The organism is Shimia haliotis (assembly GCF_900114415.1).
Taxonomy (GTDB): domain Bacteria; phylum Pseudomonadota; class Alphaproteobacteria; order Rhodobacterales; family Rhodobacteraceae; genus Shimia; species Shimia haliotis.
Window position 1 is genome coordinate 132387 of the sequence record NZ_FOSZ01000005.1, and the last position, 24439, is coordinate 156825.

The 24439-nt window shown below is 59.0% G+C and carries 28 protein-coding genes; 10 read left to right on the forward strand and 18 right to left on the reverse strand.

Features of this window, described 5'->3' with window-relative positions; genetic code table 11:
- Positions 1–16: 16 nt before the first annotated feature.
- Positions 17–511 (forward strand): DUF3299 domain-containing protein, encoded by a 495-nt coding sequence (locus tag BM069_RS13090; protein ID WP_093324299.1) that lies wholly within the window; start codon positions 17–19, stop codon positions 509–511.
- Positions 512–670: 159 nt separating this feature from the next.
- Here the strand turns inward: BM069_RS13090 and BM069_RS13095 are convergent, their stop codons facing one another.
- The gene (locus BM069_RS13095) at positions 671–1552 is read right to left on the reverse strand and encodes a LysR substrate-binding domain-containing protein (RefSeq protein WP_093324301.1); all 882 of its coding nucleotides are present in this window, start codon (positions 1550–1552) and stop codon (positions 671–673) included.
- A gap of 101 nt (positions 1553–1653) precedes the next feature.
- Between BM069_RS13095 and BM069_RS13100 the strand changes: the two genes are divergently transcribed.
- On the forward strand, positions 1654–2871 hold the full coding sequence (locus tag BM069_RS13100) for an acyl-CoA dehydrogenase (protein WP_093324602.1): 1218 nt from the start codon (positions 1654–1656) through the stop codon (positions 2869–2871).
- 65 nt (positions 2872–2936) lie between these two features.
- Here the strand turns inward: BM069_RS13100 and BM069_RS13105 are convergent, their stop codons facing one another.
- The 12 genes from BM069_RS13105 to BM069_RS13160 all read right to left on the reverse strand — a co-directional run bounded on the left by BM069_RS13105 (position 2937) and on the right by BM069_RS13160 (position 14215).
- Positions 2937–4445 carry an aldehyde dehydrogenase (NADP(+)) gene (locus tag BM069_RS13105; RefSeq protein WP_093324302.1) on the reverse strand — a complete coding sequence of 503 codons (1509 nt, stop codon included), beginning with the start codon at positions 4443–4445 and terminating at the stop codon, positions 2937–2939.
- Between the two features lie 78 nt (positions 4446–4523).
- Positions 4524–5204: a GntR family transcriptional regulator gene (locus BM069_RS13110; RefSeq protein ID WP_093324304.1), complete on the reverse strand. Its 681-nt coding sequence runs from the start codon at positions 5202–5204 to the stop codon at positions 4524–4526.
- A gap of 107 nt (positions 5205–5311) precedes the next feature.
- Positions 5312–6343, reverse strand: a complete 1032-nt coding sequence (locus tag BM069_RS13115; protein ID WP_093324305.1) for a trans-3-hydroxy-L-proline dehydratase — start codon at positions 6341–6343, stop codon at positions 5312–5314.
- 9 nt (positions 6344–6352) lie between these two features.
- A complete protein-coding gene (locus BM069_RS13120; protein WP_093324306.1) occupies positions 6353–7456 on the reverse strand; it encodes a cis-3-hydroxy-L-proline dehydratase in 1104 nt (367 codons plus the stop codon).
- 13 nt (positions 7457–7469) lie between these two features.
- Positions 7470–8729, reverse strand: a complete 1260-nt coding sequence (locus tag BM069_RS13125) for an NAD(P)/FAD-dependent oxidoreductase (RefSeq protein WP_093324308.1) — start codon at positions 8727–8729, stop codon at positions 7470–7472.
- Positions 8726–9658 carry a 4-hydroxyproline epimerase gene (locus tag BM069_RS13130; protein WP_093324309.1) on the reverse strand — a complete coding sequence of 311 codons (933 nt, stop codon included), beginning with the start codon at positions 9656–9658 and terminating at the stop codon, positions 8726–8728. Before BM069_RS13130 ends, BM069_RS13125 begins: the two co-directional genes overlap by 4 nt.
- A complete protein-coding gene (locus BM069_RS13135; RefSeq protein ID WP_093324310.1) occupies positions 9649–10608 on the reverse strand; it encodes a dihydrodipicolinate synthase family protein in 960 nt (319 codons plus the stop codon). Before BM069_RS13135 ends, BM069_RS13130 begins: the two co-directional genes overlap by 10 nt.
- 37 nt (positions 10609–10645) lie before the next feature.
- Positions 10646–11368, reverse strand: a complete 723-nt coding sequence (locus tag BM069_RS13140) for an amino acid ABC transporter ATP-binding protein (protein WP_093324312.1) — start codon at positions 11366–11368, stop codon at positions 10646–10648.
- Positions 11365–12027 (reverse strand): amino acid ABC transporter permease, encoded by a 663-nt coding sequence (locus BM069_RS13145; protein WP_093324313.1) that lies wholly within the window; start codon positions 12025–12027, stop codon positions 11365–11367. The genes BM069_RS13140 and BM069_RS13145 overlap by 4 nt, the downstream gene beginning before the upstream one ends.
- A gap of 10 nt (positions 12028–12037) precedes the next feature.
- Complete coding sequence (locus BM069_RS13150) at positions 12038–12700, reverse strand: amino acid ABC transporter permease (protein WP_093324604.1); 663 nt, start codon at positions 12698–12700, stop codon at positions 12038–12040.
- A gap of 60 nt (positions 12701–12760) precedes the next feature.
- Positions 12761–13561 (reverse strand): transporter substrate-binding domain-containing protein, encoded by an 801-nt coding sequence (locus BM069_RS13155; protein WP_093324315.1) that lies wholly within the window; start codon positions 13559–13561, stop codon positions 12761–12763.
- 342 nt (positions 13562–13903) lie between these two features.
- Positions 13904–14215 carry an ETC complex I subunit gene (locus BM069_RS13160; RefSeq protein ID WP_093324317.1) on the reverse strand — a complete coding sequence of 104 codons (312 nt, stop codon included), beginning with the start codon at positions 14213–14215 and terminating at the stop codon, positions 13904–13906.
- A gap of 515 nt (positions 14216–14730) precedes the next feature.
- On the opposite strand from BM069_RS13160, the gene uvrB reads away from it, so the two are divergent.
- The 3 genes from uvrB to BM069_RS13175 all read left to right on the forward strand — a co-directional run bounded on the left by uvrB (position 14731) and on the right by BM069_RS13175 (position 18388).
- Positions 14731–16920: an excinuclease ABC subunit UvrB gene (gene uvrB / locus BM069_RS13165; RefSeq protein ID WP_093324318.1), complete on the forward strand. Its 2190-nt coding sequence runs from the start codon at positions 14731–14733 to the stop codon at positions 16918–16920.
- A 240-nt stretch (positions 16921–17160) separates the two neighbouring features.
- On the forward strand, positions 17161–17592 hold the full coding sequence (locus BM069_RS13170; protein WP_093324319.1) for a hypothetical protein: 432 nt from the start codon (positions 17161–17163) through the stop codon (positions 17590–17592).
- Between the two features lie 295 nt (positions 17593–17887).
- The gene (locus BM069_RS13175; RefSeq protein WP_093324321.1) at positions 17888–18388 is read left to right on the forward strand and encodes a HugZ family pyridoxamine 5'-phosphate oxidase; all 501 of its coding nucleotides are present in this window, start codon (positions 17888–17890) and stop codon (positions 18386–18388) included.
- 1 nt (position 18389) lies between these two features.
- On the opposite strand, the gene BM069_RS19675 is transcribed toward BM069_RS13175, so the two are convergent.
- Positions 18390–18608, reverse strand: coding sequence for a hypothetical protein (locus BM069_RS19675; protein ID WP_139216202.1), 219 nt, complete (start codon positions 18606–18608; stop codon positions 18390–18392).
- A 410-nt stretch (positions 18609–19018) separates the two neighbouring features.
- On the opposite strand from BM069_RS19675, the gene BM069_RS13185 reads away from it, so the two are divergent.
- A complete protein-coding gene (locus BM069_RS13185) occupies positions 19019–19417 on the forward strand; it encodes a VOC family protein (RefSeq protein ID WP_093324324.1) in 399 nt (132 codons plus the stop codon).
- A gap of 114 nt (positions 19418–19531) precedes the next feature.
- Here the strand turns inward: BM069_RS13185 and BM069_RS13190 are convergent, their stop codons facing one another.
- Genes BM069_RS13190 through BM069_RS13200 form a run of 3 tightly spaced genes read right to left on the reverse strand, consistent with a single transcriptional unit; the run spans position 19532 to position 20833 of the window.
- On the reverse strand, positions 19532–20026 hold the full coding sequence (locus BM069_RS13190; RefSeq protein WP_093324325.1) for a hypothetical protein: 495 nt from the start codon (positions 20024–20026) through the stop codon (positions 19532–19534).
- Positions 20027–20086: 60 nt separating this feature from the next.
- The gene (locus tag BM069_RS13195) at positions 20087–20494 is read right to left on the reverse strand and encodes a universal stress protein (RefSeq protein ID WP_093324327.1); all 408 of its coding nucleotides are present in this window, start codon (positions 20492–20494) and stop codon (positions 20087–20089) included.
- An 18-nt stretch (positions 20495–20512) separates the two neighbouring features.
- Positions 20513–20833, reverse strand: coding sequence for an antibiotic biosynthesis monooxygenase family protein (locus BM069_RS13200; protein WP_093324328.1), 321 nt, complete (start codon positions 20831–20833; stop codon positions 20513–20515).
- Positions 20834–20964: 131 nt separating this feature from the next.
- Between BM069_RS13200 and BM069_RS13205 the strand changes: the two genes are divergently transcribed.
- The 3 genes from BM069_RS13205 to BM069_RS13215 all read left to right on the forward strand — a co-directional run bounded on the left by BM069_RS13205 (position 20965) and on the right by BM069_RS13215 (position 23111).
- The gene (locus BM069_RS13205) at positions 20965–21615 is read left to right on the forward strand and encodes a hypothetical protein (RefSeq protein WP_139216203.1); all 651 of its coding nucleotides are present in this window, start codon (positions 20965–20967) and stop codon (positions 21613–21615) included.
- Positions 21616–21761: 146 nt separating this feature from the next.
- Complete coding sequence (locus tag BM069_RS13210; protein ID WP_093324331.1) at positions 21762–22082, forward strand: hypothetical protein; 321 nt, start codon at positions 21762–21764, stop codon at positions 22080–22082.
- A 63-nt stretch (positions 22083–22145) separates the two neighbouring features.
- Positions 22146–23111 carry a LysR family transcriptional regulator gene (locus BM069_RS13215; RefSeq protein WP_093324332.1) on the forward strand — a complete coding sequence of 322 codons (966 nt, stop codon included), beginning with the start codon at positions 22146–22148 and terminating at the stop codon, positions 23109–23111.
- Positions 23112–23143: 32 nt separating this feature from the next.
- Here BM069_RS13215 and BM069_RS13220 read toward each other — a convergent pair whose 3' ends face one another.
- The gene (locus BM069_RS13220; protein ID WP_093324334.1) at positions 23144–23581 is read right to left on the reverse strand and encodes a low molecular weight protein-tyrosine-phosphatase; all 438 of its coding nucleotides are present in this window, start codon (positions 23579–23581) and stop codon (positions 23144–23146) included.
- 129 nt (positions 23582–23710) lie between these two features.
- Between BM069_RS13220 and BM069_RS13225 the strand changes: the two genes are divergently transcribed.
- Complete coding sequence (locus tag BM069_RS13225; RefSeq protein WP_093324335.1) at positions 23711–24412, forward strand: NAD-dependent deacylase; 702 nt, start codon at positions 23711–23713, stop codon at positions 24410–24412.
- Positions 24413–24439 lie beyond the last annotated feature (27 nt).

The following is a 24439-nucleotide window of genomic DNA, read 5'->3' on the forward strand; positions in this document are numbered from 1 at the left end:
CATAGGAGAGTTTATTATGCTCACCCGCCGCACCTTTCTTGTCGCAACCGCTGCCGCCCTTGGTGCAGGCCCTGCGCTGGCAAAACCACTTGATCTGGACTGGGACGATCTGGTGCCGGACGGCGACTCCGGAAAGCTACTCAAAGACTTGCGAGGTGTGGTCCAACACGGTCAACTCACCACCGGCTTTGATCAAGAAGCCGCGCGCGCTGTGACCGAAGAATTCAATGGCCAAACAGTTCGCCTGCCCGGCTTTGTCGTGCCACTGGATTTCAGCGCCACCGGCGTCACCACCTTCATTCTCGCGCCATTTGTTGGCGCCTGCATTCACGTCCCGCCACCGCCCGCAAATCAATTGGTGATGGTGACGTCCCAAAAACCTTATGAGTTGAGCGGCCTCTACGACCCCGTTGAGGTCACAGGGACTTTTGGCACCACCGCCACGAGCACGGAGCTTGCCGAGGTTGGCTACACGCTGCAAGCGTCCAGGATCAGACCTTACAAAGACTAAGCAATTCGGGTCAGCTTCCTGAGCTTCGACACCATAATCCATCTTCGATCAATTTCGGCGCCATCTCAGTGCGCACCATGGCCTAGACCGCTGGTTGACGCTTCTGTGCCTTCAGGATTTGCAGGACTACCTGTCAGCGAGTTAGCACACCGGCCTCTCTCAAGGGCCTTCAACGATTTCGCGCTCCAACCAAGCGCGGAATGCCGACACTGCGGTGTTCTCCATCCGGTCCGCCGGATGGATCAGCGCATAGGTCGCCCCCGTCAGCCCCCGTCGTGCAAAGACCGGCTCCAGCGCACCGGACACCAACTCTTCGCTTACAAGCACCTCCGGCACCAAAGCGGCCCCCATCCCTGCTTTGGCAGCGGCGACAACCATCCCGAAATGATCAAATCGCGGCCCCCGCAACAGCGTCTTGATTTCTACCTCGGTCCCCTCAAACCACTCTTGCCACATCGTCGGACGGGTCGACTGCTGCAACAATGGCATCGACGTGATATCACCAAATGTCCGCGTCACCGACGGTGCGGCAACGGCCACAACCCGCTCGGTCATCAAGGGCACGCAAACCGTGTCCCCGCCGCTTAACTCCTCCCTTTGCACTGCGCAATCATATGGATCACGGGCAAAGTCGATCCGCCCAAGCTCCGCCCCAATGTGCAATGAAATCTCAGGGTGCGCCGCTTGAAACCTCGGCAACCGAGGGATCAGCCACGCCTGCCCGAAGGTCGGCAAAACCGCCACTCTCAGCACCTGCTTCGTGCCAGAAAAGGCCAACACTGTGCGCGCACTCTGATCAAGTTGCGCCAGAATGCGTTCTGCGTCCTGCACCAACAAACGCCCCGCATCTGTCAGGTGCAACCGCTGGCGCACGCGCTCAAACAACAGCACTCCCAGCTTATCTTCCAACGACTTAATAGAGCGGCTCACCGCACTTTGCGTTACATTCATCGCCATCCCCGCCGCCGAGGTCGTGCCTGTTTGCGCACAGGCTATCAATGCGTTCAACTCCTGAACACTGGGGGTATATGCACTTCTCATCTCTTCATTTATGATTTTTGCGCATAAACTGGCAAGTTTTCTTCGTTATCCATGATCCGACCAGCCCGCTAAAACCGATCCGAGAAACCACGGATCACATGATGACACACACCACGCTCTCCGCCAAAGACGCCCCCGATCTTGCTCAGTTTGATTGGGCCGACCCCTTCCGACTGGACACACAACTCACCGACGACGAACGCATGTTGCGTGACGCTGCTGCGGCCTTTGCACAGGATCGCCTTCAACCGCGCGTCATTGACGCCTTTCGCAATGAAGAGACCGATCCGGACATCTTCCGCGAAATGGGGGAGATGGGGCTTTTGGGCGCAACAGTTCCGGAAACCCATGGCGGCATAGGTGCCGGATACGTCAGCTATGGCCTGATCGCGCGCGAAATCGAACGGGTGGACAGCGGGTACCGCTCGATGATGTCCGTCCAATCCAGCCTCGTGATGTACCCGATCTACGCCTATGGCTCCGAAGAGCAGCGCCGCAAATACCTGCCCAAACTGGCATCCGGTGCCTTTATCGGCTGTTTCGGACTGACCGAACCTGATGCCGGATCAGATCCCGGAGGCATGAAAACCACCGCCAGAAAGACCAACACCGGCTATGTTCTGAACGGCAGCAAAATGTGGATCTCCAACAGCCCGATTGCCGACGTCTTTGTGGTTTGGGCAAAATCGGACGCTCACGAAGGCCGCATCCGCGGCTTTGTTCTGGACAAGGGCACCAAAGGCCTGTCCGCCCCGAAAATTCAGGGCAAACTCAGCCTGCGCGCCTCAATCACCGGAGAGATCGTCATGCAAGACGTTCACGTCGGCGAAGACGCTCTCTTGCCGCATGTCGAAGGCCTCAAGGGTCCGTTTGGCTGCCTCAACCGCGCGCGCTATGGCATAAGTTGGGGCGTGCTGGGCGCCGCTGAATTCTGTTTCCATGCCGCCCGTCAATACGGTCTGGATCGCAAGCAATTCGGAAAGCCACTTGCACAGACACAACTGTTTCAACTCAAACTCGCCAACATGATGACCGACATCACCATGGGCTTGCAGTCCTCCCTTCAGGTGGGGCGCCTGCTGGACAGCGCCGACGCCGCCCCCGAGATGATTTCAATGGTCAAGCGCAATAACTGTGGCAAAGCCCTCGACATCGCACGCATGGCCCGTGACATGCATGGCGGCAACGGAATTTCCGAAGAATTTCAAGTCATTCGCCACATGATGAATTTGGAAACGGTAAACACTTACGAAGGCACTCATGACGTCCACGCCCTTATTCTGGGCCGTGCCATCACCGGCCTTCAGGCCTTCGCCTAAGACAAACGCGGGCGCAACAAAGGCGCCCGCGTTTAAAAATCTCGACCTGACGACAGGCCAACGCATTAGACAGCTGGTAGCAAAGCATCCGGCATGTTCTGATAGCAAACCGGCCGCAGGAACCGCCGTATCGACAACGTCCCAACCGAGGTAGCTCCAAAATTGGTGGATGCGGGATAAGGGCCGCCATGTACCATGCTATCGGCCACTTCCACACCCGTTGGAAAACCGTTGACCAACAGTCGCCCTGCTTTGCGTTCCAAAACTGGCATCAACGCACGCGCCGCGTCTGTGTCATCGTCATCCATATGCACAGTGCAGGTCAGTTGCCCTTCCAGTTCGCGGGCAATCTTTTGGCGCTGTTCCTCTGTCTTGACCGTCACCAGAATGCCAAGCGGCCCGAAAACCTCCTCTGACAAAGATGGAGAGGCCAGAAACGCGTCGGCGGTGGTACGATAAAGAGCTGGCAAAGCTTCGCGCGCACCACTTTCGGATGCACACAAAACCTGCACACCTTCCGTGCCCGCAAGCCGATCTTGACCAGAGGCATAAGCCGCAGCAATGCCCTCTGTCAGCATCGTCTGCGCGCCCTGTTCCGACAACGCCGATGTCGCCGCCTTGGTGAACTTTTCAGCCGCTTCACCTTCCGTCATGACGACAATTCCCGGATTGGTGCAGAATTGCCCCGCCCCCATCGTCAACGACGCCGCCCACCCCTGAGCCATCGCCTCTGCACGCGCCTCAAGCGCGGCATCCAGAACAAACATCGGATTGACCGATCCCAATTCCCCGAAAAACGGGATCGGCTCGGCACGTTGCGCGCAAAGATCAAACAAGGCACGCCCCGCCTGAAGGGATCCGGTGAAGCCGACCGCGCGGATCAACGGATGCTGCACCAACGCGGCCCCAACTTCGCGGCCACCGCCCTGAACAAGGCTGAACACACCCGGATGCACGCCACAGGCCGCTGCGGCGGCTGCGATTGCGTCGGCAATGATTTCCCCAGTTCCTGGATGCGCTTCATGCCCTTTGACCACCACAGGACAACCCGCAGCCAAGGCTGCCGCCGTGTCGCCCCCAGCCGTCGAAAAGGCCAAAGGAAAGTTAGATGCGCCAAAAACCGCAACTGGCCCAATAGGGCGCTGCATCATTTTGAGATCCGGCCGCAGCAGAGGCGCACGATCCGGAAGTGCCGCGTCATGGCGCTGATCAAGGTGCTGGCCACTGCGGATGTGCTGCGCAAACAGACGAAGTTGTCCGGTGGTACGGCCCCGCTCCCCTTGCAGGCGCGCCTCCGGCAGACCGCTTTCCTGACACCCGATCTCGGTGATGTCTTCAGCGCGCTTTTCGATTTCCTCCGCGATCGCGTCCAGAAACGCGGCGTGGCTTTCGCTGCTGCTATAGCCATAGCTCCAAAACGCCTCTTCTGCGGCGGCCACGGCGGCATCAACTTCGACGGCAGATCCGGCCGCAAAACTGTGCACCGGCCCATGCGCCGGTGATGACGTGAATTCGCTTGCCCCGTCGCGCCGTTGACCGGCGATCAGGTGTTTTCCATGTGGAGTAAATGTCATAGGACGCCCTTGAATTTCTAAGGATTGGATTTTGGATCCACTTTTTAGAGGCAGACAAACCCCCTCAAGCGGTATGAGTTAGTCGGTTTCCGCGGCGCGATTGGCAGCAACCAGCGACAACAATTGTTCTTTGGTGCGCAGGATGTGGTCCACCAACAAGGCACAGCCTTCTTCCACCTTGCCTGCCTTTGCACAATCCAACAGGCCGCGATGTTCTTCCTTGGCTGGCTCTCGCTGTTTCATCACACTCAGGTGCATCCGGACATAGCGGTCCGTTTGCAAACTGATGCGATCCAGCAACTCCCGTGTTAGTCCCCGCTGGGCCGCCGCATAAAGGGCGGTGTGATACGAGTGGTTCAAAGACCCCCACCTACCGACATCATCCTCGTCATAAGAGGCTTCCATGCGCGCAAGAATGTCCTCGCACTCGGCGAAGTTGGATGCCGTCATCAAAGGAATGGCGCGGCGAAACAAATCAATCTCGATCAGGATACGCAGATCAAACATCTCTCCGATTTCTTCCAGAGAGTGCTTCGTGACGGTGCCGCTGCGATTGTTGGACCATTGCACAAGCCCTTCGGCGCTCAACCGCTTCAACGCCTCGCGGATCGGCATGCGCGACACGTCATATTCTTCCGCCAAAGCTTCCTGCCGGATCACTTCGCCTTCCGCCATATCACCGCTTAAAATGCGTTCCCGCAGGTCGCTGGCGATGACTTCAGGCAGGCTTTGTTTCTGTACGGCGCGCTTTCCAACCAAGTGGACAATCCTTTGTCGTGTCTGGTTTTTGGATACATGTCGAGGCACAGGACGTCCAGTCGGACCCGCCAAGGCCAATCGGGACTGAGGATCAATGGCCACGCCGGTCACGTCCCTGCCCCCCAAGTGTCACTCAGACGATACCCCGTGGGCCAGGGATCATCGGGATCCAGCATGTGCTGGTGCGTTCCCGTGATCCAACCACGTCCTGAAATCTCCGGCAAAATGGCGGCACGCTGTCCGACTTGGGTTTCTCCGAGAATACGCCCCGAAAAGGTCGAACCGATGATGGACTGCGCTTCAAAGGTTTGTCCCGCCGTCATCATCCCCCGCGCAGCCATCAACGCCATGCGCGCCGACACCGCTGTTCCCGTCGGGGAACGGTCAACTTTGCCAGGTTGAATGGCCACCGCCGATTTTCCGCGCCAGCCTGTCTCTGTTGCCTCAAGCGGCCCACAGAAGGCGCAAAACGAAATGTGGCGCCAATCGGGATTTTCGGGATGGTGAAACCCGAGCTGCGCGTTCGCAGCATTGGTGATCGCCACGCCAAGACGCGCAATGTCGCGCGCTTCGCTTTCAACGATGTCAAATCCAAGAGCCGCCGCGTCAACCACCACAAAGCTGTCCCCGCCATAGGCGGTATCGACCGTCAACGTGCCAATGCCCTCAACCTCCAGCGTGGCATCCAACTTGTCTACAAAGCTCGGAAGGTTCTGCACAAAGATACGTTGCGCCTTCCCGTCCCGACATTCCGCCCGCACCTTCACCAAGCCCCCCGGCGCTTCAAGCGTCAGATGTGTTTCCGGCTCCTGCATCGGCACGATTCCCCCGTCCAGAAGAACGGTTGAAACACAGATCGAATTGGACCCCGACATTGGCGGCGTATCTTCGGGCTCCATGATGATAAAGGCCGCATCCGCATCCGGATGCTTGGGCGGCACCAAGAGGTTCACATGGCGAAAAACACCGCCCCGCGGTTCGTTCAAAACGAACCTTCGCAGCGTGTCGTCACGCGCGACAAAGCCGCGCTGCTCCCAAAGCGTGTCGCCAGGAGGCGGTGTTACCCCCCCGACAATCACGTCGCCAACTTCGCCTTCCGCATGGGCGGAGATCACATGAAGTGTCCTGCTGCTGCGCATGGGGTCTCCTTAGCTATAGCGCGCGACGGGTTGCCCCAGCGCCTCTTTGATCGGCGTCACGCCCAAACCGGGTGCGTCCGAGGCCGTCATCCGACCATTGATCCGCGTCGGTGCGCCCTCTGCGATCGTGACAGTGCCATAGGAATTGAAATCCGTCGCCGAAAAGGTGAATTCTTCCGGTGTAGACCGTGCCAAATGGGCGATCGTCGCCGTGGTTATGTCGCCTCCCCATGTGTCTTCGATCGTCATCGGAATGCCGTGGGCCACGCACAAATCGCGCATCAACCGCGCCTTGGTCAGGCCGCCGACTTTCGAAATCTTGAGGTTGATCACATCCATCGCGTCCTCCGCAATGCCGCGCACCAGCGTCGCCGGAGTGTCGATCACTTCGTCCATAACAAAGGGCAAACCGGTGCGCCGGCGGATAGAGACGCTTTCCTCATAACTCAGACAGGGCTGTTCGATATACACGTCCAAATCGGCCACAGCGGCAACCACGCGTGCCGCCTCGTGACGGGTCCAGCCAGTATTGGCATCCGCCACCAAAAGGTCAGAAGGCTTCAGAACCGCTCTTGTGGCGCGAATACGCGCAATGTCCTCGTCGGCATTGCCCCCAACCTTCAGCTGGAACTTGGTGTATCCCTCTGCGGCATAGCCTTCGATCTTGCGCGCCATGGTTTCCGGATCTTCCTGACTGATGGCACGATAGAGAGCCACGTCATCCTGCGCCGCGCCGCCCAACAACATATAGACGGGCAAGTCACAGACCTTACCCAGAATGTCCCAGCATGCGATGTCCACCGGCGCCTTTGCATAGGGGTGGCCGCGCAAGCCTGCGTCCATCACGCGGTTGATGCCGTTGGTATTGCGAGGATCCAGCCCGATCAGATGCGGAGCAAGCTCCTCCAATCCGGCCCGTACCCCGCGCGCAAATGACGGCAGATAGGCCGACCCCAACGGACAACATTCGGCATATCCGGTCACACCCGCGTCGGTCTCGATCTCCAGAACCGTGCTGTCAAAAACGTCGATGTAGTTCCCGTTTGACCAGGCATAACGCCCTTCACGCAAAGGCAAATCCACCTGATAGACAGTCAAAGCTGTAATTTTCATCTATGTCGTCCTTTCAAAAACGCGATGCTGCAAAGGGTGCAATATCCATGGCCGGGCGGTCGTTCGTCACCACAGCCGCCACAAGTTCGGCGGTCGCCGCCGATTGGGTCAGACCCAAGTGTCCGTGCCCGAAAGCATAAGTGACGTTTGGCACATGCGGCGCTGCGCCAATCACCGGCAAGCTGTCCGGCATGGACGGCCGAAATCCCATCCACTGCTGACCATTGCCGGTGTCCAATTCAGGCAAAAACTGCGCCGCCTTGTCCAGAAGAACCTGTGCCCGCCGGTAATTTGGCTTACGTTTTAGCCCCCCGAGCTCAACCGCACCGCCAACCCGCACACCGCCGTCAATCTTGGTGACAACAAAACCGTGGTTTCCAAACGTCAGATGGGTGCGCAACTCAAAAGCGCCCTCGGGCAAGGTTGTGTTGTAACCGCGTTCGGTTTCCAACGGCAGGCGATCGCCGAAGAACCGCGCCACCTGATGCGACCACGCGCCGGCGGCCACCACAAGCTTGCGCGCGACGATTGTCCCCGCATCTGTGTCCAGCGTGACCGCATCGGGCTGCGCATGCGCTCCAACCACTTGGGCAATCTTGATGCGGCCACCGCGGTCACAAAAACTGCTCGCCAGATGCTGCACCCATGATTTCGGATTTATGGTGTTGATCCATTCGGGCGTGAACACACCATGGGTAAACCGCTCGTTCAACCCCGGCTGGATTTCCGCCAGAGCAGCCTTGCCAGACACCGCCTCAAAGGACACCCCATGTTCTTTGCGCAACGCCCATCCGGCGCGACTGGCGCGGAATTGTGCCTCGCCCTCATACAGTTGAAGTTGCCCTTCCCGCTGGATCAGCGCCTCGCCCGAAACATCTGAAATCTGGCGCTCCAGCGCCACACGCGACAAAGCCATAAGAGCCGCCTGAGCCCTCACCGACTGCACATACCGATCGCGCCAACTCGCGCGCCAAAACCGCAGCATCCACGGCAGGATAGGAAGCGCATAAGACGGCGGAACCGACAGCGGCCCAAGTGGGTCCAGCAACCATTTCGGGGCTTTGCGCAGGATTCCAGGGGTCGCGAGGGGTTCAATATCCGTGAACGCAAAAGCCCCCGCGTTGCCTTGGCTCGCTTCTGCAGCCACGCCCTTGCGATCCACGATACACACGGACAAACCGCGGTTTTGCAAGGCAAGGGCGGTGCTGACGCCAATGACGCCAGCACCGATCACCACGACATCACAGGAGGAATTGGCCGTGGTGCTGTTCATGTAGGGATGCCATTCAAAAAGGGATCGGTTTCCGGAAACACCAACGTGCTGTCTGCCATCACATGCGCCGCGCCCGTGATGCTGGGAATGACCCCACCATTCTGACCCGGCTGATAGGACAACAGATACGGGCTGCCGATGACGCTTTGCTGAACAATCTCAGTATCCGGCGACAACCGCCCCCGCGCCGCAAGACAGGCCAGACGCGCCGAACTCCCTGTGCCGCAGGGCGACCGATCATAGGTGTCATCAGGACACAGCACAAAGTTGCGGCTGTGCACGGCAGGATCGTCGCTGGCATCCTGAAAGATCACGTGATCAATCGGCTCGCCATTCTCTCCGCCCAGCCCCGCCGCAATCGCAGCCGCGCGCACAGCAATCGCCGCTTCGGTCAAGGCAGGGATATTGTCAGGCCGCACCGGCAATGGTGCGGGCTCGACAATGTAAAACCAGTTGCCACCAAAAGCCACGTCACCCGACACAGAGCCAACGCCGGCCACATCCAAAGCGACGTCCGCGACAACGCGGCGGCTTTCGATGTTTTTGACCGTCACTGTCTGTGCGTCATGCAACGTGATTTCGACAACTCCGACCGGCGTTTCAATCCGGTGTTCACCAACGCTCAACTGACCGATCTGCGCCAGCGTCACCGCCAGCCCGATCGTACCATGTCCGCACATGCCCAAAACCGCATCCGCGTCAAAAAAAATCACGCCAGTCACACAGCTTTCGTCCGCCGGCGTCACCAGCAGCGCACCAACCATGCCCTCCTGACCGCGCGGCGCGGCCAGAATGCTGCGGCAGAACCCGAGATGGTCCTGCCCCAGTTGCTTGGCGCGATCTGCCAGCGGCCCATCAGCCAGATCAGGCCAGCCGCTCAGGATCACACGCGTTGGCATGCCGCCGGTATGACTGTCGATCACATGCATTCAGTGATCACTCCACCCTGCGCGCTCCAATCCGCAAACCAGGTGCGGAACTGAGCATATTGTGCCTCGCAATACCGGCGTTGCGCATCCGACAATTCATCGGTTTCCACAAAATGCAGCCGGTATTCTTCCTCGCCGTTCAGAACCAGAAGGTGCTTGTAGTAAAGCACCAGATCGGTGCCCTCATCAAAGCTCGCCAAAACGCCAAACGCCTCTTCCAGCTCACGCGCACGCAAACGGGCCTCGGCATGCCCCTGCGCCGCCTTCTGACACAACGCCGCAAGCAAAAGCGCTTCTTTGGGCAACGCGGTGCCGATACCGGTGATTGAGCCGGTGGCACCACAATTGACAAACCCGTGGTAAACCTCGGTGTCCACGCCAACCATCAAGGTCACGTCGTTGTCGCGGCTGGTGATATGCTCGGCCGCATAGCGCAGGTCGTCCTTGCCGCCAAATTCCTTGAAACCGATCAGGTTCGGGTGCTCTGCACGCAAGGCAAAGAACAGGTCCGCCTTGGTCGCAAAGCCGTAAACGGGGCTGTTATAGATGATCGCCGGCACATCCGGCGCAGCCTCAAGGATGGCCTTGAAGTGGTACTTCTGCGCGGCAGGAGACGCGCCGCGCGACAACACGCGCGGGATCACCATCAAACCCACAGCACCGACCTTTTGCGCATGGGCCGCGTGGGCAACAGCCGACTTCGAATTGATCGCGCCCGTGCCGACCACAACCGGCACACCGGCCTCCACCAAGCGCTCGACCCCCGTCATGCGCTCGGCATCAGACAACAACGGCCAATCGCCCATCGAGCCGCAATAGACCACAGCCGACATTCCTGCCGCGATCATTTCCTGCCCCTTGCGCACCAGCGCGTCATAGTCCGGTATGCGGTCAGCTGTACAGGGGGTCATCAGCGCCGGCATGGTGCCGGTGAATACGTTTTTCGACATGGGGATTCCCTTCTTCAATGTCGGAATGGCCGCGCGATCAGCGCACGTTGGCCAAGAATTTGCGGGTGTGTTCGGATTGTGCGTCGCCAAAAATCTGCGCCGGCGGGCCGATCTCTTCCATCACGCCCTGATGAAAGAACGCCACGCGGTCGCTCACGTCGCGGGCAAAGCCCATCTCGTGAGTGACGCAGATCATGGTCATGCCTTCTTCGGCCAGCATGCGCATGGTCTCAAGCACCTCACCCACCAGTTCAGGGTCAAGCGCCGATGTCGCCTCGTCAAACAGCATGTATTCCGGCTCCATCGCCAGCGCGCGGGCGATGGCAAGACGCTGTTGCTGCCCGCCTGAAAGCGCCGACGGGTAAACGTCGAGCTTTTCGCCCAACCCCACATGCTTCAGTTGCTGCGCCGCAATCTCGCGAGCTTCCGCCTTGGACTTGCCTTTGACGATCTTGGGGGCCAGCGCAACGTTTTCCAACGCGGTCAAATGCGGGAAACTGTTCCATTGCTGGAACACCATACCAAGCTGCTGGCGCAGTTTGTTGATGTCGGTGCCTTTGGCGTGAACATCGGTGCCGTCGACCTCGACGCTGCCTTGCTGGATCGGTTCCAACCCGTTGATGCAATAAAGCAGCGTGGATTTGCCGGAGCCTGACGCCCCGATGACCGAGAGCACTTCGCCCTTGTCAACGTCCAGGTCGATGCCTTTGAGAACGTGCAGGGTGCCAAAATATTTGTGGAGATCACGGATCTGGATCATTGGGCCCACCTTTTTTCAAGTGACGCGGCATAGCGCGAAATCGGATAGGACAGCGCGAAATAGAACGCGCCGGCGATAGACAGGATCAGGAAAGGTTCCTGTGTGCGGGTGATCAGGATCTGGCTGGCCTTGAGCAATTCGACGTAGCCCAGCACCGACACCAGCGCGCTGTCTTTCATCACGCCAAGCGCCACCCCGACCCAGGCCGGGAACACAGCCCGCCCACCGATCGGCAGCACCACATGGCGCAGGTCCTGCCAGTAGCTCATGCCAAGGCTGCGCGCCGCGCGGCGCATCGGTGTGCCCACCGCTTCGATCCCGCCACGGGCCACGTTGGCCACCAAGGCAGCGGTGTAAATCGTGAGGATCACCACACCGGAGGCAAAGGGATCAAGGTTCAGGCCGACGATGGGCGCAAAGTTGTAAAACAGCACAAGCTGAATGATCAAAGGCACAGAGCGGAAGATATCCAGCACCGGCGCAACGGTCAGCGCCGCCGCCCATTTGCCCTCAAACAAAATCCAGCCAAAAAATACTCCCAGCACCGTCCCGATACTGATGGACAAAACCGAAATCCAAAGCGTGCGCAAAGCGGCTTCGCCAAGGAACAGCAGGTCGTTAGGAGTAAAGCCGCTGAAGAAGCTGATAGTAGGTTCCATTGGCGACTCCTCAGTACCGGAAGAGGCGCGACGCCAGCAGGCGTGACCCCAGAAGGATGATTTTCACAATCACGTAGTAGATCACTGCGGTGACGGCGAAATATTCAAAGATGCGGAAAGTACGGGAGGCAAAAAACTGGGTCTCCCCCGACAGTTCCCGAAAGCCGACCAGCATGCCAAGCGACGACATAAGAACAGCCCAGACCATCTGGTTGGTGATCGGGTGGTAAACAATGCGCAGCACCTGCGGGATCACGATGCGGGTATACGCCTGCCATGCGGTCATGCCCAACGAACGCGAGGCTCGCAGCTGCGTATCCGGCACCGCCTGAAAACCGCCGCGAAAGTTCTCCGCCAGATACCCTGCGCAGTTAAACGTCAGTCCGGTGAGAACGATCATATACGGCGACAGGTGCAGGCCGAATGCCCCAAGGCCAAAGCCAAAGAAAAACAACTGAAACAGCGCAGGCGTGTTGCGCGCCAATTCAACCCAGCAGCTTGCCAACCAGCGCAGCGGCCCCCGCATATGCAGACGGATCAAAGCCAGCCCCAAACCGATCACGATCCCCAGGATCATCGCCAGCACCGCCACCTGAAGCGTCAAAAGCGCCGCCTCAAGCAAATCGGGCAGGTTCTTCATGACCGGCCGCCAGTGGAAATTATAGTCAAACATCATGAAACCTCATGACCCCCGCCGCCCATGTCCGGCGAGGGTCGTCGTGGATGGTTTGCGTCAGTACATCACGCCAGGAATGCGCAGCTCAGGCGCGTCGCCGCCCACGTATTTGCCCCACAGCTCGCCATAGCGACCCGAACGCACCTGATGGGTGACGAACAGGTTGAGATAGTTTAGCCACGTCACGTCTTCACGCTTGCCCACAACCGAGGTGTAGTCCGTGGTCCACGGCATGCGCGGGCCAGCCAGCACGCTGTCGTACTGCTGGGTGATCGGCAGAACAGCGGTGTTGGTGGTGATGCCGATGTCGGCTTTGCCCTGCGCCACAGCGAGGAAAACCTCGTTTTCAGACTGATAGCCCTGATACAGGTTCTCTTCGCCCCATTCGGCAGCAATCTTCAGCCATTCCTGCTCGGGCACGGTGCCGATCGCTGCCGCCACGCGCTTGCCGCGGATGTCCTCAAAAGAGGAAATGCCGCTGTCGGCGTTCACGACGCCCTGCGCATAATAGATTGCGTAAGGAATGGTGAAACCAACGGTGCGGGCACGCGCAAGGCTGTCGGACGTCGCACCAAAAACCACATCGGCACGCCCTGTAACGATCACCGGCAGACGCTCGGCCCAAGTGACCGGCAGCACCTCAGCATCCACTTCCAGAGCGGCGGCGAGGTCGTTGCAGTATTCCACGTCAAAACCGGCCGGTTCGTTGTTGGCGTCGCGATAGCCAATTGGCGGGAAATCCAAAACCACACCACAACGCAGTGTGCCGCGATCCACGACATCGTCCAGAGTGTCTGCAACGCCCACGGTGGCGGAGGCTGCCATAAACGCCGCGACGGCGGCAAATTTCTTAAACATTTCTCTCTCCCTGTTTGGATGCCAAACTGCATACAGGATATTGTATCCAATATACAAGTGTATTCGAGATCAATATTCCGTCTTCGGAAATAGACGAATAATTTCAGGACATTAGGCTCTAAAGACGCCCCGCATGCTCTCCGCCAAATCGCAGAAACACAGACCAAATCATCGATCCGACCGGTCAGATTGGGCGCCACCGCAAAGACCAACAGGCACATCCCCGAGCACTGCGTCACCCCATCCGCGGATCACACAGGCCGACCGGCCTTCACAAGCACAACTCTTCTGAGACGCTCCCGCCTACCGGTGCGCCGAAACTCATTTTCGATAAGCTAATTATTAGTGGGTCCAGGGACCACGCCGATTGGTGGCGAAGTTCTCACCATAGCCACCTTGACGGATGTTGGCTTTGCGCTTTTGCGGCTCGCTGACCTGCGCGTCGATCCCATGCTCTTGGGCATAAGCCAACGCGGCCTCTTTGCTGTCAAACCGAAGCCGCACCTGGCTCTGCGTATCGCCAGAGCCGGTCCACCCCATCAACGGATCAATTTCACGCGCCTCCGACGGGCCGTATTCCAAAATCCAGTCCTTGGTTTTCGCAACACCAGACGACATCGCGGTGCGGGCGGGCTGATAGATACGCGCAATCATTGGCAAACTCCTTGGCTGCCCCGCTTTATCACGGATTCCCTGCCACCGGGCAAGAGCCGAGTTGCCGCAACCGGCCACAGATCGAACACAAACGAGGGGATGGCTTGCAAGCAGCCTGTCGTAGCGGACCGACCACGGGGAGCGAGGGGTGTAATGTGGTGTACCGGAACAACGAAACCGGCTGCTTGCTAACAATGAGCTTACGGGCCACAAGCATTATTTGGCAAGTGCAACATGAACTTTATTTCACAAAACACAGGAATATTGTTCTGAAATTACCCTAAAGAGGGTCGTTTCCTACCAATATGTCTCTGAGAACCCACAAGACGCCCCGTCACATTCCCCATATCCGAGAAATTCGCCTTCTTCGCATCACAGGATTTTCCGCACCCGCAAACATGAATTCGCCGCTCCGCAGCATAACCCGAGCCTGTTTTCATCCGCCGCGCCCCGTTTCCCCTTGAACAAGAACAAAAAGAGATCAAACTATACCGCAGACCAAAAGGATTCTGCGTATGTCCCGATCTGTTGAGGCCCCGCTCCTAAGCGCCACACCGGCTGATCCGAAATCCCGCCCCAAGCTTGAAGGCGGGCGGCGCATCGTTATGCATACCGAATTCGAACCCGCTGGAGATCAGCCCACCGCCATTGCCGAACTCACCGCAGGCGTGAACGAGGGCGAGCGCAATCAGGTCCTTCTTGGCGCGACCGGCACCGGCAAGACCTTTACGATGGCCAAGATCATCGAGGAAACCCAACGCCCCGCGATCATTCTGGCCCCCAACAAAACCCTCGCCGCCCAGCTTTATGGCGAGATGAAGGGCTTCTTTCCTGAAAACTCGGTCGAATATTTCGTCAGCTTCTATGACTACTATCAACCCGAAGCCTACGTGGCGCGCTCTGACACCTACATAGAAAAAGAAAGCCAAATCAACGAACAGATCGACCGCATGCGCCACTCCGCAACGCGGTCTTTGCTGGAACGCGATGACGTGATCATCGTCGCGTCTGTGTCCTGCATCTACGGCATCGGCTCGGTGGAAACCTACTCCGCCATGACGCTCGATCTCAAAGCAGGCGGCGAATATGACCAACGCGCGGTGATCGCCGACCTTGTCGCCCTGCAATACCGCCGCAATGACCAAGCCTTTCAACGCGGCTCCTTCCGCGTGCGCGGCGACAGCTTAGAGATCTTCCCCGCCCACCTCGAGGACCGCGCGTGGAAGCTTTCCTTCTTTGGCGAAGAACTGGAAGCGATCACCGAATTTGACCCGCTCACCGGCGAACGCACCGACACCTATGACCAAATCCGCGTCTACGCCAACAGCCACTATGTCACGCCGAAACCAACGCTAAACCAAGCCATTGTCGAGATCAAAAAGGAACTGCGCCAACGGCTCGATCAACTGGTCGACGAAGGCAAACTGCTGGAGGCGCAACGCCTTGAGCAGCGCACGCAGTTCGACCTTGAGATGCTGGAGGCTCAGGGCTTCTGCAACGGCATCGAAAACTACTCCCGTTACCTGACGGGTCGCGCCCCTGGTGAGCCGCCCCCCACCCTTTTTGAGTTCATCCCCGACAACGCCATCGTCTTTGCCGATGAATCCCACGTGTCTGTGCCACAAATCGGCGGCATGTACCGTGGCGACTACCGCCGCAAATTCACACTGGCCGAACACGGCTTCCGTCTGCCCTCCTGCATGGACAACCGTCCGCTGAAGTTTGAGGAATGGGACGCCATGCGCCCGCAATCGGTCTTTGTCTCCGCCACCCCGTCGGCGTGGGAACTCGACCAATCCGGCGGCGTTTTTGCCGAACAGATCATCCGCCCCACCGGCCTGCTTGATCCGCAAATCGAAATCCGCCCAGTGGAAATGCAGGTCGACGACCTACTCGACGAAATCCGCAAAGTGTCGGCTGACGGCTTCCGCACCCTCGTGACAACCCTCACCAAACGTATGGCCGAGGATCTCACCGAATACCTGCACGAACAGGGCATCAAAGTGCGCTACATGCACTCCGACATCGACACGCTCGAGCGCATCGAAATCCTGCGCGACCTTCGCCTTGGCGCCTTTGACGTGCTGATCGGCATCAACCTATTGCGCGAAGGCCTCGACATCCCCGAATGTGGTCTGGTCGCCATTCTGGACGCCGACAAAGAAGGCTTCCTGCGCTCCGAAACAAGCCTCGTGCAAACCATCGGCCGCGCCGCGCGCAACGCCGAAGGCCGCGTCATCATGTATGCCGACAGGATCACCGGCTCAATGGAGCGCGCGATTGGCGAAACCGACCGCCGCCGCGCCAAGCAAGAAGCCTACAACGTTGAGCACGGCATCACGCCTGCGACCGTGAAAAAGAACGTCGAGGACGTGCTGGCGGGGCTCTACCAAGGCGACACCGACCAATCCCGCGTCACCGCCAAGATCGACAACCCGCTGCACGGCGGCAATCTGGAGGCCGTGCTGGACGGCCTGCGCGACGACATGCGCAAGGCGGCAGAGAATTTGGAGTTCGAAGAAGCCGCCCGCCTGCGCGACGAGGTCAAACGTCTGGAGGCCGTGGACTTGGCCGTCGCCGACGACCCAATGGCACGGCAATACGCGGTGGAAGCGGCGGCAGAGAAAGCGGTCAATTCACGCGGCCGCTCAACGGCTGGGCGGGCTGGGCAGCGTGGCGGGAATGTGAAACGGCGGGGGCGGTAGCTCCCAACGCCTAACCAAAGGGCTAGCGCCGGACCAGGGGCGGTGCCTTAAACGCCGAAAATTTGGTGCTGGCCGTCCTACGTGTTCCTTTCGCTTTATCTACGCCGTCGCGTCCGACCTAGGGAGGAAGCGAACGCGCCCTCCCGTGGGGGAGGTCGGGCGCGGCATGATGCGAAGCATCATGCTTTTGTGATCTCCCCCATATCGACACACCCCACCGCGCCAGCCTACCCTCCCCCCATGCGCACCCTCCTCATCCCCCTCCTCCTCTTCACCTCCCCCGCCGCCGCGTGGGAGGCCACCGTCGCCGACATCTGCACCCTCACCCATGAGACCGACACCGCGCATATCCATCTGACCTACGACCCCACGAAGCCCCTCTACACCCTCTCGATCACCCGCAAGGGCGCGCCTTGGCCGGATGATCCATGGTTCGCCATCCGTTTTGTCGGCCCCAATGAGATCACCATCTCCACCGACAAACACGCGCTCTCTGACGGCGGCCAGACCCTCAACGTGGCCGACAGCGGTTTCTCCAACGTGCTGGACGGGCTGCAATTCAACGCCATGGCGCTCGCGGGCACTCAAAACGACGGCGAGGCCATCGACCTCACCGGCGCCGCGCCGGAGGTGGCCAAATTCCGCGACTGCACCGCCGCGCATCTATCTTGAACTCGGCACCGCCGGACATTCACCCCCGCCACTCAATCCCGACAAATACAGTCAATATTTTGTTTTTAAACAATTTTCTTCGCGCCACCATTGACCCGCCTCACGACTCGCGATATCCATGCCTCAAGACAGAGCAAGCCAGACCGGCATCCAGCTCCGCAGCACGCCAGCCAGCAAGGCACCCGCCCAGCTCGCCCGCCAGCCACGCAGCAAGACAGTCCGGATCCAGCCAGCCATCAAAGCGGTGCCCTCGAGCGCCGCTTTTCTTTTTCTCCACAGATGGCACACTGCGCTCATGACCGACAAAGACCCTGTTCAGCCCACAGACGATGAGGCCCGCGCTCTGGCCAGATCGCTTTTGCACGATGCCACTTTTGGGGCATTGGCGGTGATCGACGCGGCCACCGGCGCGCCCTCTGTGACCCGCATCGCGATAGGCACCGATCCGACGGGCGCCCCCGTGACCCTGATCTCGCGCCTCGCCACGCACCACACCGCGCTCACGGCGGACAATCGCTGCGCACTCCTGCTTGGCGAACCCGGACCCAAAGGGGATCCTCTGACCCATCCGCGCATGACCTTGCATTGCACCGCCGAGTTTGTCGCCTCAGGCACCGAAGCCCACGCCGCACTCAGGGCGCACTACCTCGCAAGCCGCCCAAAATCGAAGCTCTACATCGACTTCCCCGATTTTACGTTTTTGCGCTTCACGATCACCGGCGGACTGCTCAACGGAGGCTTTGGCCGCGCATTTCGTCTTGCCCCTGCCGATCTGGTGGCAGCGCTGACAGGCTAAGTCATCGCGTGCAATCCTGTGCCTGCGCCAGCGACTGCGCGCTTCGGACACAGATCGCCATCTCGCGCCAAACGACCTCCATACCGCGGGCCGCGTCTGTTGCCGCCTGCAACTCGTACTCAGCGCGGCGAAGCGCCTCAACAGCCTCGCCTCGCGCCTCGTAGAGCGCCTCAAACTCGTCCTGCAGCTCCTCGCCACGGTCGTCATAGTGCTGTCTCATACGCTCAAACTCATCTGAACACGCCTGCACCGTATCGGAACACTCATTCAAATATCGCTGACAGGTATACCCCTGCGACCCGCACTCCCCGCCTCTGCCTGGAAGGCAAATACTGTCTGGTTTGCACAGCACAGTGTTCGGTTTCAAACACGCCGGTTCGCTGGACCCTTTGCAATAAAATTCCGCCCAAACCGGCGCGCCACTCAACACAAACACCAACGCAATCGCGCATCGCATCATCTTCTCGTCTCCAATGTCTTTGAAACCAACCTCTGCGGGCCGCACAAACAACTTCGGCCTTCGCTAATCCGCACACTGAACGGCACGCGCGCCCTGCGGTCAAAATCAATTTATGTTAGCGCCAACACAAAAGACTTGATCCGTTGCCGACCGCTGCCTAGGGTCGCGCCATGCCTTTACATTCTCTGGATCACGCCAATATCCGCACCGCCAATCTCGCCACGATGATCGCCTTCTACGAAGACGTTCTGAACATGACAAACGGCCCGCGAGCACAGTTCGACTTTCCCGGAGCCTGGCTCTATTTGGGGGACCATGCCGTAGTGCATCTTGTCGGTGTCGAGGGCTCACCTCAGACCGATGGCGATCTCGCTTTGGAACATGCCGCCTTTCGCGCCACCGATCTCAAGGCCTTTATCGCCACACTCGCCGATCACGGTGTCGCCTACTATCTCGGCTTCCCTCCGGGCGTTCCAATTGTTCAGGTCAATATCCATGATCCCGATGGCAACCACCTGCATGTGGATTTTCACATCGATGAACTGGAAGCCGCAGGCCTAAGCCGCTGAGGCCAAAAACGTCCGGGCTTCGCCGACTAGTGACAGCACCGATGTGACACCGTCGCAATACCGACGTGAAACCGACGGTAGAATTCACAGCTTCTGCGCCGCGGTCAAAACTGCCTATCGCAGCTGATCTCGTGAGGCTTCCACTACCTCCGCCAACGGGGCAAAATACTTTACTTCCGCGGTGCTGCCACCGCGCATGATCGCCACCGCCTGATCAACACTCTGCGCATAGATCGCCTGCGCCTCGGGCATCGCGGCCTCAGTCACAGCCCGTACTCGGAAATGATACCGCTCCTTGCCCAACGATTTGTCGGTGTTGGCACGGATAAACCCATAAAGCGCGCGGCTGATCCGCGTCATGGCAACCTCGGCCTCCCAATAGGCCGACGCATTGGCGATCACCCGGACGGTACCGACATAGGCCTGCTGAAAACAATCCACCCTAAACTGCGGCGGTGCCTCCATGCATCCGTCCAATCCGGTCTTAAGGGTGCTTACAGCCCGTTCCGTCTGACTGTCGGAAAAGCCCATGTCGCCCTGCTCGGCCTGTGCCGACAAGGCTGCCGATCCAAAAACCACGGCCAGAGTGAATTTCCTCAACGCTGACATGCCCTTACCTCCAAATACCTGACTCACTTCTAAAGCGTGTCGCCCAACAGTTTCAACCTGTCACCGCACCAAATGCACCGCACAGCGCGCATGACGCGCCACATGTGTTGCAGTGCTGCCCAACAAAACATCCTGCATCGACGGTTTGTGTGAGGCCACGATCACACAATCGACCTCATGCGCTTCCGCCCATTTCAGGATGGTCTTGCCCACCGGTCCCTCAACCACGACGCCCTCCACATTTGCAAGGTCCGCCCCAATCGTTGTCAGACTTTCAGAAATAGCCTGACGGGCTTCGTTCTGAAATCCTCGCGGAATATAGTTCGCCGCGTATTTCGGCACCTGCTGCATCACATGCAACAAAGTCACTTTGGCGCCCTCAGACACAAGCTGTCCTGCAACGGCCACGGCGGCTGCGGTATTGTGGTCCTCGTCAAAAGACACCGGCACAAGAATATGCGTATACATCAGGCTCCCTTTCCGCGTTCAATCAAAGGCCGCGGACACCTCATACATAACCGGCTCGAAACTGCGACACAGCGTGTTGATCTTGCGGTTCCTTTCCCGCATTTCCTGCGTGCGCAACATGGCCTGAAAATCCTCACGGCGCTCCCACTGGCTATAGTTGGCGATCCGCGTCTGAGCATCATTGACATGCAATCCCGCCGCAATAAACCCCGGTTGTTTCGAGATGAAATTGTCGTAGGCATCCGTGAGCGCTTCCATCAGATCCTGACAGGTGCCAGGCGTCATCTCGAATGTCGTAATCACGGTTTGCAGCTGGGTATCCTTGGCGATTGTCGGCATGGCGTCCTCCCTTGCTGAGTTCAGCTTAGACCACCCCGCGCCCCGCTGGCTACATGAAAACCCGCCCCCCAATTTGGCGTGATTAACCATTTGTTCACTATGATTTCCCAATCATGAACAGCGAGGTGTTTATGATTTATTTGGTTTTGGTGTTCCTCGCGCTCGCATCGGCGGCTCAGGCCGGACCTTGGCCAAGGCCTCCGGGCGAGCAGTTCTTGAGCTTTTCGGTGGAAACACCGATTGCCGAAAATGCCGTTTCCCAATCCTTTGTCTCAGCCTTTTACGAACGCGGATTACGCCATGACTGGACCATCGGGATCGACGCCGGCGCGGATGCTCTGGGGTATGAAAAGTCCTTTGTTTTCCTGCGTCGACCCGTTTGGTCCGGTGCGCGTTCGAAACTGGCGTTTGAGATCGGCCTCGGGCGGCAAACCACAAAAACCGGCACCGGCTCTGCCCTGAGACCTGCCTTGACTTGGGGACGCTCGCTTGAGGCGTTTGATCGTTCGGGCTGGATGCAACTTGATGCCTCGATTGCACACCTTCCGACACTTCAAAGCTCTGTTTTGAAAATGGAAACCACAGTCGGCCTCACGATTTCAACCAAGGTGACTGCGATGTTGCAAGCCACCGTTGAAGCCGAAAAGACAGGCCAAGCCGTCGCCAAAGTCACGCCTTCAGTTGCCTACAAAATCCACGACAACCTGCATGTCCTTGGCGGCGCCATTTTCTCTGATGACACGCGGGCCAAGCTGAAATTCGGCGTATGGACAAAGTTTTAACCACCCATCGCAAGTGCGCGTTGCACCGCCTCTTCAATTTCCCCATAATGGCAACAACGCATGACGCAAACGACACCGCAAAGCGGGCATCGTCAGGCAAGTCTTGAGGCAGATACCGGGCAGAGCAGTCCGGAAGAGAGGCACATATGAAAACGCTTTTCAGCGCCGCAGTCGCGGCGGCTATTTTATGCACGACCATTCCGTCCGCAGCTGATGCCAGCACAATGTCACGTGCCTGCCAAAAATCGGACCGCGCCGGCGCCACGCGCAAGGTTTGCCGCTGCATTCAAAAAGTCGCCAACCAGAATCTGTCAAAGTCCGACCAAAAACTCGCCGCCTCGTTCTTTGAAGACCCCCACAAAGCACAGAAAATCCGGCAATCCGACAACCGAAGCCATGAAAAATTCTGGCTCCGCTACAAGGACTTCGGCACCGTTGTGTCTGCCAGCTGCGGCCACCTGCGCTAAATCTTCGCTTGACCCGACAGCCCCGCTGAATTCACAAAAGGCAAATCTAGCGGAGCTGTTTCCATGTTGATCAAAGGCGTGACCATTCGCGGTCTCGAAGTGTTCGAAGCCCTCGCCGCCACGGGATCCGTCGCGCAGGCCGCCGAGGCCACGGGTCTGTCCCAACCCGCTGTCAGCCAACAAATCCGCAATCTGGAAACGGCGCTCGGCACTGATCTGGTGGACCACACCAAACGCCCCATGCAACTCACACCGGCAGGCCGCAGCTATCTTTCGCGGACCTCTCCTGTGCTTGCCCAATTGCGGCTGGCCCATTCCGAGCTCGCGGTGATGGACCTGACCCATCTCACACAGCTCTCGATGGGCATCATCGACGACTTTGACAATGACCTGACACCGCGGCTGGTGACAGGGCTGGCAGAATCCATGACGCGGTGCCAGTTCCGCTTGCTCACCGCGCCCAGCCACGAAATCACCGCCGCCCTGCGCGATCGGGATCTGCATCTTGGCGTCACCGCTTCAACCGGCGAAGTCTATGATGGCATTACGGAATATCCTCTGGCCCGCGACCCGTTCATCCTCGTCACACCTGCTGGATTTCTTCCCCGCGACAGCGACCCCCTGCCTTTGCTCAACGACTTGCCAATGCTGCGCTATGGCCGTGAGCAATTGATTTCACGCCAGATCGAGGCGCACCTCAAGAGGGTGTCTTTCGATCCACCCAACCGGTTCGAAATCGCCTCCAACCCGTCGTTGATCGCAATGGTGTCACGCGGCATCGGTTGGGCCATCACCACGCCCCTCGGCTTCCTGCGCGCCGCGCGGTTTCATGAAAAGGTGGATGCCCATCCTTTGCCGATCGCGCCCTTTGCGCGCAACATTTCACTGCTGGCCAGAGATGATTGGACCGACACCGTGCCACGCGACATGGCCCAAACGCTGCGCCACCTGATTGCACAACACTTCATCACGCCGGGCATCGACCGTTTCCCATGGTTGGAAAACGATTTCCGCGTGCTCGACGCATAGCGACACCTTAAGCGAATCAAAATCCGCGCCGCTTACAATGCATCCCGCAATCCCGCCGCGCAGGCTTCGATCAACTGCAAGGCACCATCAAAGTCACGTGTATAATAGGGATCAGGCACCGCCGTCGCCCCCGCCTCAGGCGCATATTCCGTGAACAAGCGCAGCGGCGTGTCATTCCCCACCGGACGCAGCCGTTCCATATTGGCAATATTGTCTGCATCCATCCCGATGATCAGGTCAAAGCGCTCAAAATCCGCGGCCCGAAACTGGCGCGCCCGCAAATCCGAAAGGTCATAGCCGCGATCCGCCGCGGCGGCCTGCATCGGGCCATAGGGCGGATCTCCCACGTGCCAACCTCCGGTGCCGGCGCTGTCGGTTTGCACCGTCGGAGCCATGGCCCGAAACACACCTTCTGCCGCAGGAGAGCGGCAAATATTTCCAAGACAGACAAACAGAATTTTTTGCGCCATTCTGGGCCTCGATTCTTGTTTCTTGAGGTTTTCCATGACGATACCCTCTTTGCACTGCCATCTCAAAGCCTGTGACCGCCACCCCGTTGGCCTTGACCATACACAGGCCAAACCGCGCGGGATTTTGAAATGACCGGAACAATCGTGATCCTGACCGGCGCCGGAATCAGCGCCGAAAGCGGCTTAGGCACCTTTCGCGACGTGGACGGTCTCTGGACCAAATACGACCTCAACGACGTTGCCACCCCCGAGGGCTTTGCCCGCAATCCCGAACTGGTGATGGAGTTCTACAACGCCCGACGCGCCAACGCGCTTGCGGCCACACCTAACGCCGCCCACGACGCCTTGGCCAAGTTGGAAGCCAACTATTCCGGCGAGGTCTTCCTTGTCACACAGAATGTCGATGGCCTGCACGAAGCCGCAGGCAGCCGGAACGTTCTGCATATGCACGGAGCATTGGCCAGCGCCCTCTGCGGCGCCTGTGGCCACCGCTGGCCCGCAAACGACATCATGGCCACCTCTGACCCCTGCCCGCGCTGTAAGGCGCCCGCCACGCGCCCTGACGTTGTGTGGTTCGGTGAAGTTCCCTACGGAATGCACGTCATCAGCGAAGCCTTGGCCCGCGCCGAGACCTTTGTCTCTATCGGTACTTCCGGAGAAGTCTATCCGGCGGCCAATTTCGTGGCCGAAGCCACACAGACCGGCGCCCACACGGTCGAACTTAACCTGGACCCGTCCGCTGGCGCCTCGCGATTTGCTGAAACCCGCTTTGGTCCGGCAACAGAGGTCGTCCCGCGCTGGGTCGACGATGTTCTGGCTGGTGCCAAATAAAAAGACCGCCCCGATCCGGGACGGCCA

Coding starts and splice junctions, on each gene's coding strand:
- BM069_RS13100 (WP_093324602.1), top strand. CDS start 1,654: ATGACACACACCACGCTCTCCGCCAAAGACGCCCCCGATCTTGCTCAG.
- BM069_RS13190 (WP_093324325.1), bottom strand. CDS start 20,026: ATGTCAGCGTTGAGGAAATTCACTCTGGCCGTGGTTTTTGGATCGGCA.
- BM069_RS13105 (WP_093324302.1), bottom strand. CDS start 4,445: ATGACATTTACTCCACATGGAAAACACCTGATCGCCGGTCAACGGCGC.
- BM069_RS13205 (WP_139216203.1), top strand. CDS start 20,965: ATGATTTATTTGGTTTTGGTGTTCCTCGCGCTCGCATCGGCGGCTCAG.
- BM069_RS13145 (WP_093324313.1), bottom strand. CDS start 12,027: ATGGAACCTACTATCAGCTTCTTCAGCGGCTTTACTCCTAACGACCTG.
- BM069_RS13115 (WP_093324305.1), bottom strand. CDS start 6,343: ATGCGCAGCAGCAGGACACTTCATGTGATCTCCGCCCATGCGGAAGGC.
- uvrB (WP_093324318.1), top strand. CDS start 14,731: ATGTCCCGATCTGTTGAGGCCCCGCTCCTAAGCGCCACACCGGCTGAT.
- BM069_RS13175 (WP_093324321.1), top strand. CDS start 17,888: ATGACCGACAAAGACCCTGTTCAGCCCACAGACGATGAGGCCCGCGCT.
- BM069_RS13220 (WP_093324334.1), bottom strand. CDS start 23,581: ATGGCGCAAAAAATTCTGTTTGTCTGTCTTGGAAATATTTGCCGCTCT.
- BM069_RS13210 (WP_093324331.1), top strand. CDS start 21,762: ATGAAAACGCTTTTCAGCGCCGCAGTCGCGGCGGCTATTTTATGCACG.
- BM069_RS13215 (WP_093324332.1), top strand. CDS start 22,146: ATGTTGATCAAAGGCGTGACCATTCGCGGTCTCGAAGTGTTCGAAGCC.
- BM069_RS13155 (WP_093324315.1), bottom strand. CDS start 13,561: ATGTTTAAGAAATTTGCCGCCGTCGCGGCGTTTATGGCAGCCTCCGCC.
- BM069_RS13160 (WP_093324317.1), bottom strand. CDS start 14,215: ATGATTGCGCGTATCTATCAGCCCGCCCGCACCGCGATGTCGTCTGGT.
- BM069_RS13130 (WP_093324309.1), bottom strand. CDS start 9,658: ATGCATGTGATCGACAGTCATACCGGCGGCATGCCAACGCGTGTGATC.
- BM069_RS19675 (WP_139216202.1), bottom strand. CDS start 18,608: ATGAGACAGCACTATGACGACCGTGGCGAGGAGCTGCAGGACGAGTTT.
- BM069_RS13185 (WP_093324324.1), top strand. CDS start 19,019: ATGCCTTTACATTCTCTGGATCACGCCAATATCCGCACCGCCAATCTC.
- BM069_RS13170 (WP_093324319.1), top strand. CDS start 17,161: ATGCGCACCCTCCTCATCCCCCTCCTCCTCTTCACCTCCCCCGCCGCC.
- BM069_RS13150 (WP_093324604.1), bottom strand. CDS start 12,700: ATGTTTGACTATAATTTCCACTGGCGGCCGGTCATGAAGAACCTGCCC.
- BM069_RS13225 (WP_093324335.1), top strand. CDS start 23,711: ATGACCGGAACAATCGTGATCCTGACCGGCGCCGGAATCAGCGCCGAA.
- BM069_RS13135 (WP_093324310.1), bottom strand. CDS start 10,608: ATGTCGAAAAACGTATTCACCGGCACCATGCCGGCGCTGATGACCCCC.
- BM069_RS13140 (WP_093324312.1), bottom strand. CDS start 11,368: ATGATCCAGATCCGTGATCTCCACAAATATTTTGGCACCCTGCACGTT.
- BM069_RS13195 (WP_093324327.1), bottom strand. CDS start 20,494: ATGTATACGCATATTCTTGTGCCGGTGTCTTTTGACGAGGACCACAAT.
- BM069_RS13090 (WP_093324299.1), top strand. CDS start 17: ATGCTCACCCGCCGCACCTTTCTTGTCGCAACCGCTGCCGCCCTTGGT.
- BM069_RS13200 (WP_093324328.1), bottom strand. CDS start 20,833: ATGCCGACAATCGCCAAGGATACCCAGCTGCAAACCGTGATTACGACA.
- BM069_RS13125 (WP_093324308.1), bottom strand. CDS start 8,729: ATGAACAGCACCACGGCCAATTCCTCCTGTGATGTCGTGGTGATCGGT.
- BM069_RS13120 (WP_093324306.1), bottom strand. CDS start 7,456: ATGAAAATTACAGCTTTGACTGTCTATCAGGTGGATTTGCCTTTGCGT.
- BM069_RS13095 (WP_093324301.1), bottom strand. CDS start 1,552: ATGAGAAGTGCATATACCCCCAGTGTTCAGGAGTTGAACGCATTGATA.